The organism is Erwinia sp. PPS120 (assembly GCF_047918655.1).
Lineage (GTDB): Bacteria > Pseudomonadota > Gammaproteobacteria > Enterobacterales > Enterobacteriaceae > Erwinia > Erwinia tasmaniensis_A.
Window position 1 is genome coordinate 83,777 of record NZ_JBLREF010000007.1, and the last position, 14,969, is coordinate 98,745.

Genomic DNA, 14,969 nt, shown 5'->3' on the forward strand with positions numbered 1-14,969 from the left:
GGTAAAAAAGTGATGGCGGCAAGCAGCGTACGATTTTTGTCCCTGTGAGCGGCAGGCCGACGATAATCGTCATGTGATATTGGCTGGCCGCATCGGCAAAAACCTGTAAGCGGGGAAGCCACAAATTTCACGCTATTTCAGTTTGGGTTCATAGGGCAGACGGGAAAGGCTGAGCGATGCCTGTCGGTACTGCACCAGCCGCTGTCGAAACCAGTCACGCAGCGCTTCTGGCTGTTCGCGCTCAACCATTTCAGCAATGACCGGCATATTATACCGCTCTTTAAAGGCCACACCTGCGGCGGCAAGGTCCACGTTAACCTTATCTTTCTCTTCCTGGGAAACGTCAGCCAGATTGTATTTCATGGGGATCTCCTGATATCCGCGCCAAAAGTAAAGCAGTTGCGCGACTTTCGCAAGCCTCACGGCGGGAATCGCCCTTATCGGCTCGACACCTTATTTTAAGCGGAGTATTCTTTCGGCCTTAATGCAGCCAACAGGTTGCCAGAAAAAGGATAATAGGATGATTATGCGTAAGTTCTCAATGGTTTTTACGCTGGCACTCGCGGCCGCGTTCTCGCAGCAGGCTTCTGCTCATGCCCACCTGAAAAGCCAGTATCCGGCAGCGAACGCCAACGTGGAGGCCTCTCCGCAGGCCCTGACGCTGACCTTTTCTGAGGATATCGAACCCGCCTTTAGCGGCATAGAGGTGCTCAATGCCAGCCAGCAGGCCGTGCCGCTGGAAAAGGCCGAACGCGCGCCAAAACAGCACAACCAGCTGATAGTGCCGCTTAAGCAGCCACTGCCAGGCGGCCAGTACCAGGTCAGCTGGCACGTGCTGTCGGTTGACGGGCATAAAACCAATGGGAATTACACCTTCAGCGTGAAGTAATATGTCTGTCAGCCTGTGCTGGGTGCTGTGCCGCTGGCTGCACTTTATGGCGCTGCTCACGCTAACCGGCGCCAGCGCCTTTACCGTTCTGCTGGCGCCCTGCCAATTCAGGACGCATATGGCGGTGCGACTCACTCCGCTGCTTACGTCAGGCGCGATCGCCTCGCTGCTAACGGCGGTGCTGCTGCTGGTGATCCAAACCGGCATGATGGGCAACGGCTGGCAGGATGTGAGCAATGTAGAGGTCTGGCGGCTGGTGCTGCAAACCCGCTTTGGCGTGGCCTGGCAGTGGCAGCTTATCGCCAGCGTGGTCGGCGTTGCGGCGCTGGCGCTAAAGGGCAGGGGGCGACAGCAGCTGCTGCTGATAAGCGGGATCGGACAGCTTGCCGGTCTGGCATTTACCGGCCACGCCGCCATGCTGGACGGCGCGCTCGGTTTTTTACAGCGTAGCAATCACGCCGTGCATTTGATTTCCGCTGCCTTCTGGGCGGGTGGACTGCTGCCGGTTCTGCTGCTGATGAGGGATATGCGACAGCCCGCGCGCAATGACGCAATCTATACGCTGATGCGCTTCTCACGCTATGGGCATCTTGCCGTTGCGCTGGTGCTGCTGAGTGGGGTGGTTAACGCATGGCTGCTGCTCGGCTGGCCGCCGGGTCATTTTCAACTCTACAGCAGGCTGCTGCTGATAAAAATTGCGCTGGTGGGGCTAATGTGCGGCATCGCGCTGTTTAATCGCTACTGGCTGGTCCCACGCTTCCAGCACAGCGGGGAGCAGGGCCAGCGCCGGTTTATACAGGCGACGCTGGCTGAGCTGCTGCTGGCGGCCATTGTCCTTTTGCTGGTAAGCCTGTTTGCCACGGTTGAACCCGCCTGATTATCATTTTTCTACCGTCTGCGCGGCAGACGTTTTCTTAAGAGGAATTGAACCACCATGAAGAAGTTGGCCAGTCTGATGATCGCGTTAAGTTTTTGTTCCAGTGCGATGGCGGCGGAAATTATTACCGTCAGTCGTTTCCAGGTCGGCAAAGACAAATGGATGTTCGATCGTGAAGAAGTGATGCTGACCTGCACCAGGGGCAACGCGCTGTTCGCCATCAACCCCAGCACGCTGATGCAGTATCCGCTCAATGACAAAGCCGAGGCGCTGGTAAAAAGTGGCAGCGCAAAGGGCCAGCCGATTAGCGTTATCCAGACAGATGACCCACAGCATCCGGGCCAGAAGAAAAGCCTGCAGCCGATAATCGATCGTGCCCGGAAGCTCTGTGATTAAATACGAGTAAAAGCTTCGTGACGAAATAGCGCTTTGTAACAGCTATTTAGAAATCTGTATAACGCATTAAGATGGCGCTGGTATCGGGTTTTCACTTTATGCCAGCGCGTTAACTGTTTTTCCCGCCCCTTTTTCAGATCCATTTGCAATTGTTCCGTTACGATCACAAAGCGAACATCTTCTTTATGCTCGGTTTACAACTGGCTGGATTATCCACGCGCCTGTACTACCTTTTAAAGTGCAAGGCGACATAGCCTGCATTAATGCCAACTTTTAGCGCAAGGCTCCGTTAAAAGAGCCATTTCCCTGGACCGAAGACAGGAATCGTCTTCGGTCTTTTTTTATTTGGGCTTTAAAAACAGTGACTTACATTAAAATCAATCAGTTATAGCACACCCTGTTGTACCCTATTGCACCCGGCCATCATAAAGTGGCTGGCAGAGCTGTGACGCAGTACATGACTCATCTGACCCTCTGGCAACTCTATCGCTGCAAGGCGAATAACCCGGTAAAACTGGCGATAGCATTCCGAGAAATATTGTCCTTAAGCTCGTTATAAAGTTCATCCCCGACAGGAACCGTGCGGTTCTTCTTACCTTTGGTATTGATAAAAGTAATTTTGTTCGGGGATATTTGATTTCGACAACGTGGACACCGTGACGATAATCAGATATCTGATGCACTCCGTGTAATGGGTGTGCTCAGATTGCCAGATCGGGTGGGGGGATGTATGGGATTGGGATTTGCTGAAGGATCAGCGGGCAAAAGACGACTCCAGTCATTTGATACTTGTTTTGCTAAAGCTTTTCACGTCTCTTACAAATGGTCTATGTTACAGCTATCAGTATAGCCAACGCCCCGCCTCAGCAGATTCAATCAGCATATGAACGGTTAATGGCTCGGGCTGATTATTATCACTGCGCAAAAATTTTGGCAAAATAGCATTAGGTAAAAACCTAACGCCCTCATTAGGAAAATACTTGCTGAAGTCGAAACTTTTCATATCAATCTGAAGTGAGGAAGCATACTCTTCAATGAAATCACTGGCCTCTTCAGGCAATACGCTTTTCCTACCTGTACTCAGGGATGCATCATCGGACATCACCCAAAAATATTTAGCAATCAGGTTGCGTACAACTTCAGCTTTATTCATACCATCGTTATCCTCTTACCCCTGTGATTAATTTATATCGGTGAATAACATTCCGGGTAATGATTGAGAGATCGTAAGCTGTTATCGCAGCTCCAACCCATGGAACCCAGCGCCCAACGTAAGCTCCGACGCTGGTCGTATATGCCCACTCGCCACGTAACATTTTCTTCCAGGTAATAGTTCGCCGTGGCTTCTTAAATCTCTGACGAATATACATCCGGCTCATCATTGAAAGCGGACTTGTTCCCCTTGTCGCTTTTTTGGCGTCCAATTTCCCCCTGACAGGGATAACAGGAAAACTTGCTAATATTGAGGCAACTGCCACAATATCCGTGATTTCACTAAATCTTTTTCTGAATTCATCAAGTATTAACCAGAGCAAAAGCTCATCGCCATCAACGCTCATTCCATCGAAGAAATATTTTCCATTCAACTGCTCTACCGTGTCCATACCTTTCCTCGCTGTTCTCAATAAACAAGTTATCCTAACGCCTGCTTTTTACTCAGTCCATACTAAAGCAAAACTTTATAGATCTGTAGTGGCACAGTGAATTTGGCCACCTGAATAGAGGTGAAATCATCACCTCATAGTCAAAACAGGTGACATTATGACCGGACGTAACAGACGCAATTTTAGCCCCGAGTTTAGCCCCGAGTTTAGCCCCGAGTTTAGCCTCGAGGCTGCCCAGCTTGTACTCGATCAGCATTACACCGTTGCCGTCGCTGCCACTGCGATGAATGTCGGCAAATCCACGATGGACAAATGGGTTCGACAACTGAAAGAAGAGCGAGCGGGAAAATCACCCATAGCTTCACCCATGACACCTGAGCAAATCGAGATACGTGAGTTGAAGAAAAGAATTCAAGATATTGAAATATAAGTGAATATTTGAAAAAAAAAGGCTACCGCACTCTTGATGTCAGACTCCCTGAACAATTCTCATTAGTGGAGAAACTCAGGGCGCGGTTTCCTGTTGCCGTTGTGTGCAACGTGTTTGGGGTTCATCGCAGCAGTTATAAATACTGGCGGCAGCCCAGGAAGCCTGACGCCACGAGAGTGGCATTACTGAGCCTTGTGCGTGAAGTTTATCGCGAAAGTAACGGTTCAGCAGGAGCGCGAAGCATTGCCGCAATGGTCACCACCAAAGGTATAAAACTGAGCCGCTGGCGGGCAACAAAGCTGATGAAAGTGCTCAATATTATCAGCTGTTAGCAACCTGGCCATCGTTATAAGAAGGCGTCTAAGGAACATTGAGATCCCTAATTATCTGGATCGCCCGTTTGCTGTTACCGAGCCTAACCAGGCCTGGTGCAGTGATGTGACTTATATCTGGACGGGAAAACGCTGGGCTTATCTGGATGTTGTACTCGATTTGTTTTCCCGTAAACCGGTTGGCTGGGCGATGTCATTTTTCCCAGATTCAGCACTGACAGGTAAAGCCCTGTCGATGGCCTGGGCAGCCCGGGGAAATTGCTGGGATAACAGCCCAATGGAACGGTTCTTCAGAAGCCTGAAAACAGAGTGGGTACCGGATAATGGCTATGCGAATTTTAGCGAAGCCAGCACGGCAATAACGAATTACATCACAGGATATTACAGCCAGCTCAGACCTCATCAATATACGAAACAATCCCGTACTGGTTCCAGGCCAGATTGCTGACAGGCTACGAGTGCGAACCTTTGGAAACTTTGACCAGTTCCGTAAGGCTTTTTGGTTAGAGGTTACAAAAGCCCCTGAGCTATCAAGCCAGTTCCGGGGGAGTAACAAAATTCATATACGTAATGGAAACTCTCCTTTCACACGAGAACTGGATCGTGCTGGAGGAAGAGAACGCTATGAAATCCATCATATTATTCCAATAAGTAAAGGTGGGGAGGTTTATAATGTCGATAATATGGGCATAACTTCACCTAAGCGGCATATCGATATTCATTCAACGAGGCAGAGTAAATAATATGGGTGAAAAAAATTATTATCTGATTATACAGAAAGCGAATTTTTAGATTTAGTTCGTAAAATTTATAATGCTGAAGGGCCAACAGAAGAGGACGATAATTGCCGCGTCAGGGAGTTTAGGCGACTTGCTGAACATCCATCAGGCTCCGACCTTATCTTCTACCCAAAGGATGGAAAAGATGATAGTCCCGAAGGCGTTGTTCAGGAAGTAAAACATTGGCGTCAGGCTAACGGTAAACCGGGTTTTAAAGGTTAGCTTTAGGCCGCATAAATGAATATACATGTACGCCAAAGGCATGACGACCCGCGAAATCGTCGCCACGTTCAAAGAAATGTACGACGCGGATGTATCCCCAACGCTGATATCTAAAGTTACTGATGCGGTTAAAGAACAGGTGACTGCGTGGCAAAATCGGCCACTGGATGCGCTTTATCCCATTGTTTACCCTGACTGTATCGTGGTGAAGGTTCGTCACAGCGGCAGCGTGATCCGACAGGCTATCAAAAAACGCAAGGTGTTCCCGACGGACGACTCAGTACGAAAAGTCATTTATCTGGCGATCGGGGATGCTTCAAAAAAATGGAATATGCCGATCAGGAACTGGCGGCTGGCAATGAGTCGTTTTATTATCGAGTTCGGTGACCGTCTGAGCGATCACCTTTAATGCGGTGGCAGTTAGTCGGATAAGAGAGCCGCATTTCTGCGACTCCCTCTCCTCAGAACCGTGCGTGCAAGTTTCCCCGCACACGGCTCAGGCCTTCATAAAGCTAGATAACCCTGGCCCGGCAACCTCCTGCTGTGGAGGATATTTCCGCATTCTCTCTTTAAAGTAATCAAGGTATTCCACATCGTAGGGATTGGCGGCTGAACGGATTTGTCGGTGACGTCGTATTGGCGTTGCTGAGGCTTGTTTCAGGCTAATTATCCTGCTTTCGCCACTCTTCACCTGATAGACCGAGTGAAATATCCAGCGACGCATCCCTCTGCTACCGTAATACTTTCGGTAAAGCCAGCCCTTTGATTTCCTGCTATGTTTTCGCCTTATCATGCGATAAAGAGCCCAAAAGATGGCAGTGTCGATTTTACTGAAGATGGCTTTTGCCACCACATGACGATAATAGTTTACCCAGCCGGTCAATTTACGGTTGAGCAAGCCTATTAACGAAGCTGTAGGTAGCGCAATGCCTGCTCTGATCTCTTTTCGGATAACATCCAGGAAGGATTCGATACTGCTTTTCGCAGGTTTAATCAACAGTTTACTGCCGTACTTGCGTACATTAAACCCCAGAAAATCGAATCCCTGAGTGATCGATACGATCGCCGTTTTCTCTTCAGATAGCGTCAGCCCTCTTTCCCTGAGGAAGCCCGTTACCGCCGGTTTGATGATGTTTTCCAGTTGCTCTTTCGAGCTGCTGGTTATCACAAAATCATCGGCGTACCTGACCAGGTGCACTTTGTCGGTGGGTTTTGTGATGCTTTTCAGCATCAATTCCATACCGTCCAGAACACCATTAGCCAGACAGGGAGAAATGATCCCACCCTGCGGCGTTCCTGCTGTGGTGGAGAAAAGCTGTCCTTTCTCGATAAAGCCTGCCTTCAGCCACTGCTCGAGTATTTTACGCTCGATGCGGAGATGTCTTAACATCCAGTCGTGACTGATGTTATCAAAGCAGCCTTTAATATCCCCTTCGAGGATCCACTGCGCTGATGACCTCTGCGCCAGCACCACAAAACACCGTTCTATTGCATCTGCGGCTGAGCGTTTTGGCCGAAAACCATACGAGTGATGATCCGCTGTAGTCTCTGCCACGGGCTCTGTTGCCAATAGAAAAAGTGCCTGCATGGCACGATCATGCATCGTTGGGATCCCTAACGGCCTTGTTTTGCCATTCTTTTTGGGAATATGGATACGTCTTAGAGGCTGAGCCTGATAACCCCGGCAGGACAATGCCAGAGCGGCCTGCCACTTTTGTTGCGGGTTTATCCATAACGTTCCGTCGATACCTGAAGTATTACGCCCCCGGTTCGATGTGACGCGTTTCACTGCCAACAACTTCGCCTGATGAGATCGGGTAAGAAGCCGCTGGAGCGCTCGCACTTTATTCCAGCGTTGCGCTTTGGTTGCCTTGGCGATACGCATCTGTAATCGAAATACATCATCTTCAACCTGTTGCCAGTCGATCGATGACCACAGAGATGATGCTGAAGGCGCACCGCACTGGCTTGTAACCTGCTGCGTCATTTGCGTTCCCTCATAACGTCGATATTCCAGACTTTCTCGCCAGAGAAGACCCTCCGGACGTCAGCCCCTTTTCAGGTCGGTAAAAAAAAAAAACCGTATATCGGTCGTTACAACCGATCATTCGCTTCTTCCGGCGTCCCGTTCCCGCACAACCATGGCTTACTCTCACGAGTTCGCTACCTGACGGAGTTGTACGGGGTTACCACGTTCCGTTCCTGTGACTCAAGGGGTTAGGTCCCCCGTTAACACCGGCGATGTAACACTCACGATACCCCATCTGTGAGAAGGTATACCTGATCGCTTGCCTTTTGGCTGAAGCCTGACAGCCGCTTTGGCTTCTTACATATTACGATGCTTGTCGGGGTTTGCTTATGCTGACCATACCCTTATCCCTGGCGCCTTCACCGCCTGCGGCTGGCAGTTTCAGATTGGACCTCACAGTCCATCCCTACGGATAATCCGTGGCTACATGGTCCCCGACGCTTTGCACCCTGAAATTACTCTCAGCGCACAGTCGGGTAGGGAACTGCTGGTGAGACAGCAGGTTTCTTCGCACTTCTTACTGCATACTGGCTGAAACAATCACAGGAACAGCCTCGTGTCGCACCACAAGATTATGTACAGGCTCAACTTTACCGCCAGGCACAGCCGTGTCGCAGGTCAGGGTTCAAAGCAGTACAATCCGCCGCGTTTACCTCAGATTCACGACTATAGTCAACGAATTTCCGATTATCCCGCACGAAATATGCGCTTTCCCTTGTTAATCGTGCGTCAAGGCTCTACCCTCAGGAAGCAAGATCGATACACGACAATTGCGTCCGTACGTAATGGCCTGGAGCCAACCTGATGAAAAGTGACAAAGAGATTTCGATTGACCAGTTTACCGATGCCGAGAAAGAGCTGGTTCAAGCCAAAGTGAAGCATCTGACGCTTAAACTGGCGCATATCGCCAGCAAGAAGGAAGAAAAGGAGATCATGAAGGAAGCTAAGCGTCTGGTGATGAAAGATCGCGTAGTGAAGGAGACGACCAAAGCGGTTATCGCCAGCAAGCCTCGCAAGCCTGCCTCTGCGAAAGAGAGTGAGATTAAAGAGTATAACTGGTCGGCGTCGCTGCGCAAAAACCCGCGGGCCCTGAAAGCCAGATAATCCCGTTATCGTTGCGTCAGGCGTGAATCGCCTCGATTCACCGCTGACGCTGCCCCTGGCTTTATCCCACAATAATCAGGTGCACCAGTCTCGCCAGCCCCTCAATCACCAGCACACTCCCCACGGTAATGACCGCCAGCAGGCAATAAAACTGTTTACGGCTGCTCATAAGCTCATACTACCCTCGTCGGTAAACTGCCTACACTGTAGGAGGTTAATCTTAAACATACAGTCAATAATTTCCCGAAATGTTTGGGTGGTCTCATTATGATCTATCAGTCTCTTAACGGTGAAAGCTGGCGACATATCTATATCGTCGGCGACCTGCACGGCTGTCGGCAACTGCTGGATGAAAGGTTGGGTGAGGTGAATTTTGATTATTCTCAGGACCTGCTGGTCGCCGTCGGCGATCTGATCGACCGGGGCCCGGACAGTCTCGGCTGCCTGACGCTGTTGACTGAGCCGTGGTTTCGTAGCGTAAGGGGTAATCATGAAGAAATGGCGATCGCTGCGCTGACCGTCGGACAGCACAGCCCGTGGATTAGAAACGGTGGTGACTGGTTTTATCAGCTGAGCGGGTCGGGCATGATTGAGGCAAAGCATGCGCTGAGCCAGTGCCGCCTGCTGCCGTTGATCCTGCATATCGTGCAGGGCAGCCGCCTTATCGTGGTCGCCCATGCCGATTATCCCGCCGCCGTTTACGCCTGGGGGGCCGCAGTGGATGCGACCGACGTGGTCTGGAGCAGGGCGCGTCTTGAACGCCTGCAAAACGGCACGGGTGCGGAGATCCGTGGGGCGGATGCCTTTTATTTTGGTCATACGCCCCTCGATAAGCCGCTTCACGCTTTCAACCAGCACTATATAGATACCGGTGCCGTTTATGGTCACTCGCTGACGCTGGCGCAAATACAGTAAGCCATCAGGATGAGAAAAGTTTTCCGTCGCGCACCAGATCGCGCGGATAATTATTTTTTATCCGGCTTCCCACCTTTTTAGCGATGCCGAGAGGCTGATGCTGGCAGGTAACCAGAATTTCTCTCCCCGGCAGGTCCCGTTCCGGGTAGATATCCCGTCCTCTGTACCACTCTTCGGCCTCGGCAAGCGTCAGTTCGAAGCGGTTGGTGGCCTGCGGATCTGCCAGCGCAATCACGGCTTCATGCTGCCAGCGCCAGCCTTTAGGAAAGGTTTCTGCCAGCCTGATACCGATACGTGAAAATCGCACCTTACCCAGCAGAGATTCGATCGCCTGCGGAAAGAGCCACAGCTCCTTATCGCGCTGCCACAGGCTGTGCGTCGCACTGTTCCATACCAGTCCCGCTTTCGCAGCTGCCGCGCTGATTTCCTGCTGCTCACGGTTTTTGACCGGTGAGAAGGGGAGTTTCCCAACTTTGTAGCCCGGCGCGGGCATGGGAGGAACGCTTTGCAGCTTGCGCAGGCGCGCCACAAAAAAACCTTCACTGTCGAAAATCTGCGGGAAGACGTGCAAAAAACCCTCCGGCGTAGCGGCGCGCTCTGCGCCTGCGAACAGCCCGTCGAGCGGCTCAATCGCCACCGCGTGCGGGTATTTGGCCATCAGCCAGGCGATAACCTGCTGGTTTTCACTCTGGTTCAATGTGCAGGTGGAATAGACCAGCGTGCCGCCCGGATGCAGCGTATGGAAAGCGCTGTCGATTAAATCGCACTGGGTGGCGGCAATCTCAGCCGTACTTTCGGGCGACCAGTTGCGCAGTGCATCCGCATCCTTACGGATAACGCCTTCACCCGAGCAGGGCGCGTCCAGCAGTACCGCGTCGAAGCTTTCAGGCAGGGCCGGGCCGTAGACGCGACCGTCAAAATGAGCAATCGCGGTATTGCTGACGCCGCAGCGGCTGAGGTTGGCATGCAGCACCTTCACCCGGCTGGCGGAGTACTCGTTGGCCAGCACTGCGCCCCGGTTACCCATGCGGGCAGCAATCTGCGTGGTTTTTGAGCCGGGCGCAGCGGCAACGTCCATCACCCGCTCGGGTTCTGGCATGCCGTCAAAGAGCGCGGTGACCGGCAACATTGAGCTGGCTTCCTGAATGTAGAACAGGCCCGCGAGATGTTCCGCCGTGCTGCCCAGCGGCAGGGCACCGGCGTCTTCCCGGGCGATCCAAAAACCTTCGGTACACCAGGGTATGGGCGTCAGCGCCCAGCGGTACGGTTCAACCAGCAGCAGAAATGCCTCGACGGTGATTTTTAACGTATTGACGCGAATGCTGCGACGCAGCGGTTGCTGGCTGATAGCGATAAAGCGCTCATAATCCGCTGCATCGGGCAGCAGGGTGCGCATCTGGTCGAGAAATGAGTCGGGGAAATAGATTCGGGAAGAGTGGGACACTGAAAAATTCCGCTGGGATAAAGTGCAGGGAGTTTACCACAGGCGGGGGACGTAAAAAAAACGGGCAGCCAGGCTGCCCGTTATGACTTATTTCGCGGGAACCGCAGTCCCCCATTTACGCCAGTCTTTCGGCTCTTCATCCTCAAGCAGATAGTGCTTGCCAGAGGTGGCCTGCGGCGCCAGCGGGATGGTTGGCGGCGTGGCAAACGCAATGCCGCCCTGAATAAACTGCTGGAAGGTGCCGGTTTTCACCACGCCGCCGATCAGACCGAATTTCAGGTTATAGCCCGAGGCCAGCCAGAAGACCGAGTTATTACGCACCAGATGCTGGTACTTCTTGCTGATCCGCAGCGTTATCTGCACCCGGTCAGCCATTGCGCCCAGAGAGGTGCCGGTCACGGTACCCACTTCAATTCCGCGGAACAGCACCGGTGTACCCACGGACAGCGAGCCGCCCTCAGGCGCATCCATTACCACGTTCAGGCCATCAAGATAGCGCGCGTCGGTGATGGTGGACTCCTGCAGTTCAAAGGTGCGCTGTGCCTGGCCTTTACCCGGATCGACATTAATATAGGGCTGCAGCAGCGTATCGAGATGGTTAACGCCGGCCGCAGAGATCACCGGCGAAACCACCGAGAAGCGGCTGCCATAGCGCGCAAAATCATTCACGTATTCAGGGTAAAGCACGGCTTTTGCGATCACCTGATTTTTATCCTGATTCAGCGCCAGTGATTCAAGCTGCCCAATGGTTATGCCGAGGTAGCGAATCGGCATACCGGGTGAAAGCTTACTGGCATCAAAGGTGTGCAGCATAATCTGGCTGCCCACCGCCCGAGCCATTGTTTCAGAGGCGTAGAGCACGCGCTTGTCTTTGCTGGTCAGGCCGATGCCCGCGCCGGTCAGGTTATCGAAGCTAATCGCCCCTTTTATCGCACGGTTAAGCGGTGAAGCCTGGACCGTCAGTCCGCCGCCGTTAAGCTGCACGCGCGCGCCGCCCTCAGCCCAGAACACGCTGTTTGCCGTCAGCAGATTGCGGTACTCCGGCTTTATATGCACGCGCACGTCGAACTGACTGGCTTTTGGAATGACATCTACGATTTCGCCCACCTGGAACTTACGGTAGAGCACCACGGATCCCGCCTGAATATCGGGCAGGCTGTTGGCCGTCAGGGTGAGGGTGGTGGGCAGCTGATTGGTGGTAATGCCCTCAGCCGCCTTCTCCGCATTGGCATAGAGCGGGTAGCTGGATTTCACCTCGCCCTTGCTGCCAGGCTCCAGCCGTATGCCGCCGCTGACCCATTCACTGGCGCTGGCACCGAGCACTTCCATCCCGTCCAGCCCCAGCTTTACGTCCAGCCGGCTGTTAATGATGAATTTGCTGTCGCCGTGCACCAGATGGCGATATTTAGCCGCGATGGCCACGCTGAAATTAACCCCTTTGTCGGTAAGATCGCGGCTGACAACCTGACCAATCTGCATACCGTGTAGCATCAGAGGTTGGCCTGCGTCAATGCCGTAGCTTTCCGGGGCGGTCAGCTTTACCGCGATGGCGTCCGGCTGCTGAAGCAGCGCAGCATTACTTTGCAGAACGGTAAAGTGATCCTGCGGCTCGCCGTCGCCGGGGATCAGCTCCAGCGTGTTGCCGGTTAGCAGACTGCTCAGGCTGCTGTCGGTGAGGCTGATTTTAGGACTGCGCATTTCAATACGCGTGCCGGTGCGCATCAGCCCGGTAACGGAGGGATCCAGCGTTAGCTCACCGGTTACCTTGCCGCCTGGCTGCAAATTGAGGGCGGTCAGGGTGCCCACTTCCAACCCCTGATACATCAGCGGCGTACTGTTGGCGCGCAGATTTTTACCATCAGGCAGATCCAGCGTAATCACCACCCCACGATGGCTGTGTGCCAGATCGGGATAGAGATCGTAGTTATCATCCGTTTTTGCCTGGGGTGAGGCATCCGGCGAGTCAAAGGCGATGGCACCGTTCACCAGCGCCGCCAGACTTTCAAGCTGCACTTTCGCCCCGCTTAACCCCACATCCGCCTTAAGCCCGGAGACATTCCAGAATCGACTGTCCTTTTTCACCAGGTTAGTAAAGCGTCGTTCAATCAGTACATCGACCGTAACGCCCCGATTACCCGCATTAATACTGTAGTCGTAAACGCGGCCAACGGGGATTTTACGGAAATAGACCAGCGAGCCGCTGTTCAGCGATCCAAGGTCGGCCGTATGCAGATGAATAAGCATTTCGCCGGTGTTAACGCGGTATTTGGGCTGCGTATCCAGCGCGACGAAATTCTCACGCGGCTTGCCTTTACCCGGCATCATGCCGATGTAGTTGCCGCCTACCAGCGCGTCCAGGCCCGAGACGCCCGCCAGCGACGCTTTAGGCGTTACCAGCCAGAACTCCGTTTGATCGCGTAGCGCATCGCGCATATCGCTCTTAATACTGGCCTTGATTTTGATGGTGCGCAGATCGTCAGTCATGCTGATACCCTGCACAAGCCCGACCTCCACGCCCTGATAGCGCACCGGTGTACGGCCCGGCACGATGCCGTCAGCCGTGGCAAAATCAATAGTGACCGTCGTGCCGCGCTCCTGGAAATTCGTCCAGACGAGCCAGCCCGCGATCAGCAGCGCAATAAAAGGCAGCAGCCAGAACGGAGAAATTCTGCGCCGTCTCTTTATGCGTGCGTCAGTCGGTGTAGTCGGCGTTTCCTGTTGCATGAGCATCCCAAAGTAAACGGCTATCCAGCCACTCGACGGCAAGGATAGTAAGAATGACCGATGAGCCAAAATAAAAGGCAGCCGGTCCCATAGTAAAAGCCAGAAGCTGATCGCGGTTGACCAGAGACATGGTTAACGAGATGACAAACAGGTCCAGCATAGACCAGCGTCCTACCCAGGTAACCACACGCAGTAGCCGGATGCGGGTTTTAAGACCCTGTTCACAGTTAAAATGTATGCTGATCAACAACGTCAGCAGGACAATCACTTTAGTAAAGGGTACTAAAATACTGGCAATAAAAACCACTGCCGCGACGGGCACATTCCCTGACCCCAGCGAGAGTATCCCCGACAATATGGTGTCTTCTTTCCGGGCGCCATTCAGATAGATAACAGAAATAGGCAGCAGGTTGGCCGGAATGAGCAGAACTATCGCCGCTATCAGCGCCGCCCAGGATTTTTGCAGGCTAAAGCGGCGACGGTGGCGCAGCGGGGTATGACAGCGTGGACAGCGTCCCCGTTCGTCAGGTAACCCGGTATGGTGGCAGCTCAGGCATACCCTGAGCCTGTCGGGCGAAATCTGCGGCTGCGGCTGCGGATAAAAACGATGCCACAGCTGTTCAATGTTCATATGAATCAGGGTGACCAGGCTCAGCACTGCCAGCGAAATAAAGGCCACCAGACCGGGACCGGGTGTGATACTGGCGTAGTCCTGCACTTTAATCGAAGCGACGGCAATACCCACCAGGTAAATATCCAGCATCACCCACTCTTTCAGCCGTTCAAGCATCAGGAGTACCGGCCGAAGGTTCATCCCCAGCCTTTTGCCAAAATAGAGATAAGCGATCGAGGCCACCAGCGTTGCCGGCGCACCAATGGTACAGAACGCGACCATAGAGGCGGTGATCACGTTACCCTGCTGCGCCATCTGATAAATACCCCCAATCAGGGTTGCGCTGATATTGGTGCCGAGCAGACGAATAGAAACCAGCGACTCGCTAAAGGCAAACGGCATAAGGAGAAGCATGGTGACGGCCATGGCGGTCAAACGGGTCATCGACCAGTCGCGACCATTCAGGATACGCGCATTGCAGCGAGGGCAGTGCGCAGACTCATTTGATTTCACATCCGGCAAGGAAAAAAGGGTATCGCATTGTGGACAACGCTGATAACGTGCCTGAGGCAGAGCATGACTAATGGTGAGTATTTTCATAATCCTGACTA

13 protein-coding genes and 4 pseudogenes are annotated in these 14,969 nt (G+C 52.9%); 9 read left to right on the top strand and 8 right to left on the bottom strand.

Translation table 11 applies throughout. From position 1 onward, the window contains the following. Positions 1-132: 132 nt before the first annotated feature. The gene (locus tag ACLRGG_RS04020; protein WP_416248535.1) at positions 133-363 is read right to left on the bottom strand and encodes a DNA polymerase III subunit theta; all 231 of its coding nucleotides are present in this window, start codon (positions 361-363) and stop codon (positions 133-135) included. Positions 364-526: 163 nt separating this feature from the next. On the opposite strand from ACLRGG_RS04020, the gene yobA reads away from it, so the two are divergent. Genes yobA through ACLRGG_RS04035 form a run of 3 tightly spaced genes read left to right on the top strand, consistent with a single transcriptional unit; the run spans position 527 to position 2,162 of the window. Next, positions 527-889 carry a CopC domain-containing protein YobA gene (yobA, locus tag ACLRGG_RS04025; RefSeq protein ID WP_416248668.1) on the top strand — a complete coding sequence of 121 codons (363 nt, stop codon included), beginning with the start codon at positions 527-529 and terminating at the stop codon, positions 887-889. Position 890: 1 nt separating this feature from the next. Continuing rightward, positions 891-1,766: a copper homeostasis membrane protein CopD gene (copD, locus tag ACLRGG_RS04030; RefSeq protein WP_416248536.1), complete on the top strand. Its 876-nt coding sequence runs from the start codon at positions 891-893 to the stop codon at positions 1,764-1,766. A 57-nt stretch (positions 1,767-1,823) separates the two neighbouring features. Next, positions 1,824-2,162 carry a YebY family protein gene (locus tag ACLRGG_RS04035; RefSeq protein WP_416248537.1) on the top strand — a complete coding sequence of 113 codons (339 nt, stop codon included), beginning with the start codon at positions 1,824-1,826 and terminating at the stop codon, positions 2,160-2,162. Positions 2,163-2,571: 409 nt separating this feature from the next. Here ACLRGG_RS04035 and ACLRGG_RS04040 read toward each other — a convergent pair. The 3 genes and pseudogenes from ACLRGG_RS04040 to ACLRGG_RS04050 all read right to left on the bottom strand — a co-directional run. Continuing rightward, positions 2,572-2,798: pseudogene (locus ACLRGG_RS04040) on the bottom strand (site-specific integrase); the annotation flags it as partial. 205 nt (positions 2,799-3,003) lie between these two features. Next, positions 3,004-3,315, bottom strand: coding sequence for a DUF1493 family protein (locus tag ACLRGG_RS04045; RefSeq protein ID WP_416248538.1), 312 nt, complete (start codon positions 3,313-3,315; stop codon positions 3,004-3,006). 7 nt (positions 3,316-3,322) lie between these two features. Beyond that, entirely contained in the window at positions 3,323-3,766 is a 444-nt protein-coding gene (locus ACLRGG_RS04050) for an STM2901 family protein (RefSeq protein WP_416248539.1), read from the bottom strand. Between the two features lie 157 nt (positions 3,767-3,923). Here ACLRGG_RS04050 and ACLRGG_RS04055 point away from each other — a divergent pair. From ACLRGG_RS04055 to ACLRGG_RS21415, 4 genes and pseudogenes are all read left to right on the top strand, one after another. Then, positions 3,924-4,976: pseudogene (locus ACLRGG_RS04055) on the top strand (IS3 family transposase). Positions 4,977-4,986: 10 nt separating this feature from the next. Continuing rightward, positions 4,987-5,271: an HNH endonuclease signature motif containing protein gene (locus tag ACLRGG_RS04060; RefSeq protein WP_416248540.1), complete on the top strand. Its 285-nt coding sequence runs from the start codon at positions 4,987-4,989 to the stop codon at positions 5,269-5,271. A gap of 9 nt (positions 5,272-5,280) precedes the next feature. After that, positions 5,281-5,529, top strand: a pseudogene (locus ACLRGG_RS04065) (bacteriocin immunity protein); the annotation flags it as partial. 25 nt (positions 5,530-5,554) lie between these two features. Further along, positions 5,555-5,776 (top strand): annotated as a pseudogene (locus tag ACLRGG_RS21415) (transposase); the annotation flags it as partial. A 249-nt stretch (positions 5,777-6,025) separates the two neighbouring features. Here ACLRGG_RS21415 and ltrA read toward each other — a convergent pair. After that, on the bottom strand, positions 6,026-7,516 hold the full coding sequence (gene ltrA / locus ACLRGG_RS04075; protein WP_416248541.1) for a group II intron reverse transcriptase/maturase: 1,491 nt from the start codon (positions 7,514-7,516) through the stop codon (positions 6,026-6,028). An 846-nt stretch (positions 7,517-8,362) separates the two neighbouring features. On the opposite strand from ltrA, the gene yjbD reads away from it, so the two are divergent. Together yjbD and ACLRGG_RS04085 are read left to right on the top strand one after the other, a co-directional pair. After that, a complete protein-coding gene (yjbD, locus tag ACLRGG_RS04080; protein ID WP_416248542.1) occupies positions 8,363-8,662 on the top strand; it encodes a DUF3811 domain-containing protein in 300 nt (99 codons plus the stop codon). Positions 8,663-8,929: 267 nt separating this feature from the next. Next, positions 8,930-9,577 carry a metallophosphoesterase gene (locus ACLRGG_RS04085; protein WP_416248543.1) on the top strand — a complete coding sequence of 216 codons (648 nt, stop codon included), beginning with the start codon at positions 8,930-8,932 and terminating at the stop codon, positions 9,575-9,577. A gap of 4 nt (positions 9,578-9,581) precedes the next feature. Here ACLRGG_RS04085 and rsmF read toward each other — a convergent pair whose 3' ends face one another. The 3 genes from rsmF to yebS all read right to left on the bottom strand — a co-directional run bounded on the left by rsmF (position 9,582) and on the right by yebS (position 14,958). Then, positions 9,582-11,021 (bottom strand): 16S rRNA (cytosine(1407)-C(5))-methyltransferase RsmF, encoded by a 1,440-nt coding sequence (rsmF, locus tag ACLRGG_RS04090; protein WP_416248544.1) that lies wholly within the window; start codon positions 11,019-11,021, stop codon positions 9,582-9,584. Between the two features lie 87 nt (positions 11,022-11,108). Then, positions 11,109-13,745 (bottom strand): PqiB family protein, encoded by a 2,637-nt coding sequence (locus ACLRGG_RS04095; RefSeq protein ID WP_416248545.1) that lies wholly within the window; start codon positions 13,743-13,745, stop codon positions 11,109-11,111. After that, entirely contained in the window at positions 13,714-14,958 is a 1,245-nt protein-coding gene (gene yebS, locus ACLRGG_RS04100; RefSeq protein ID WP_416248546.1) for a membrane integrity lipid transport subunit YebS, read from the bottom strand. Before yebS ends, ACLRGG_RS04095 begins: the two co-directional genes overlap by 32 nt. Positions 14,959-14,969: the final 11 nt, after the last annotated feature.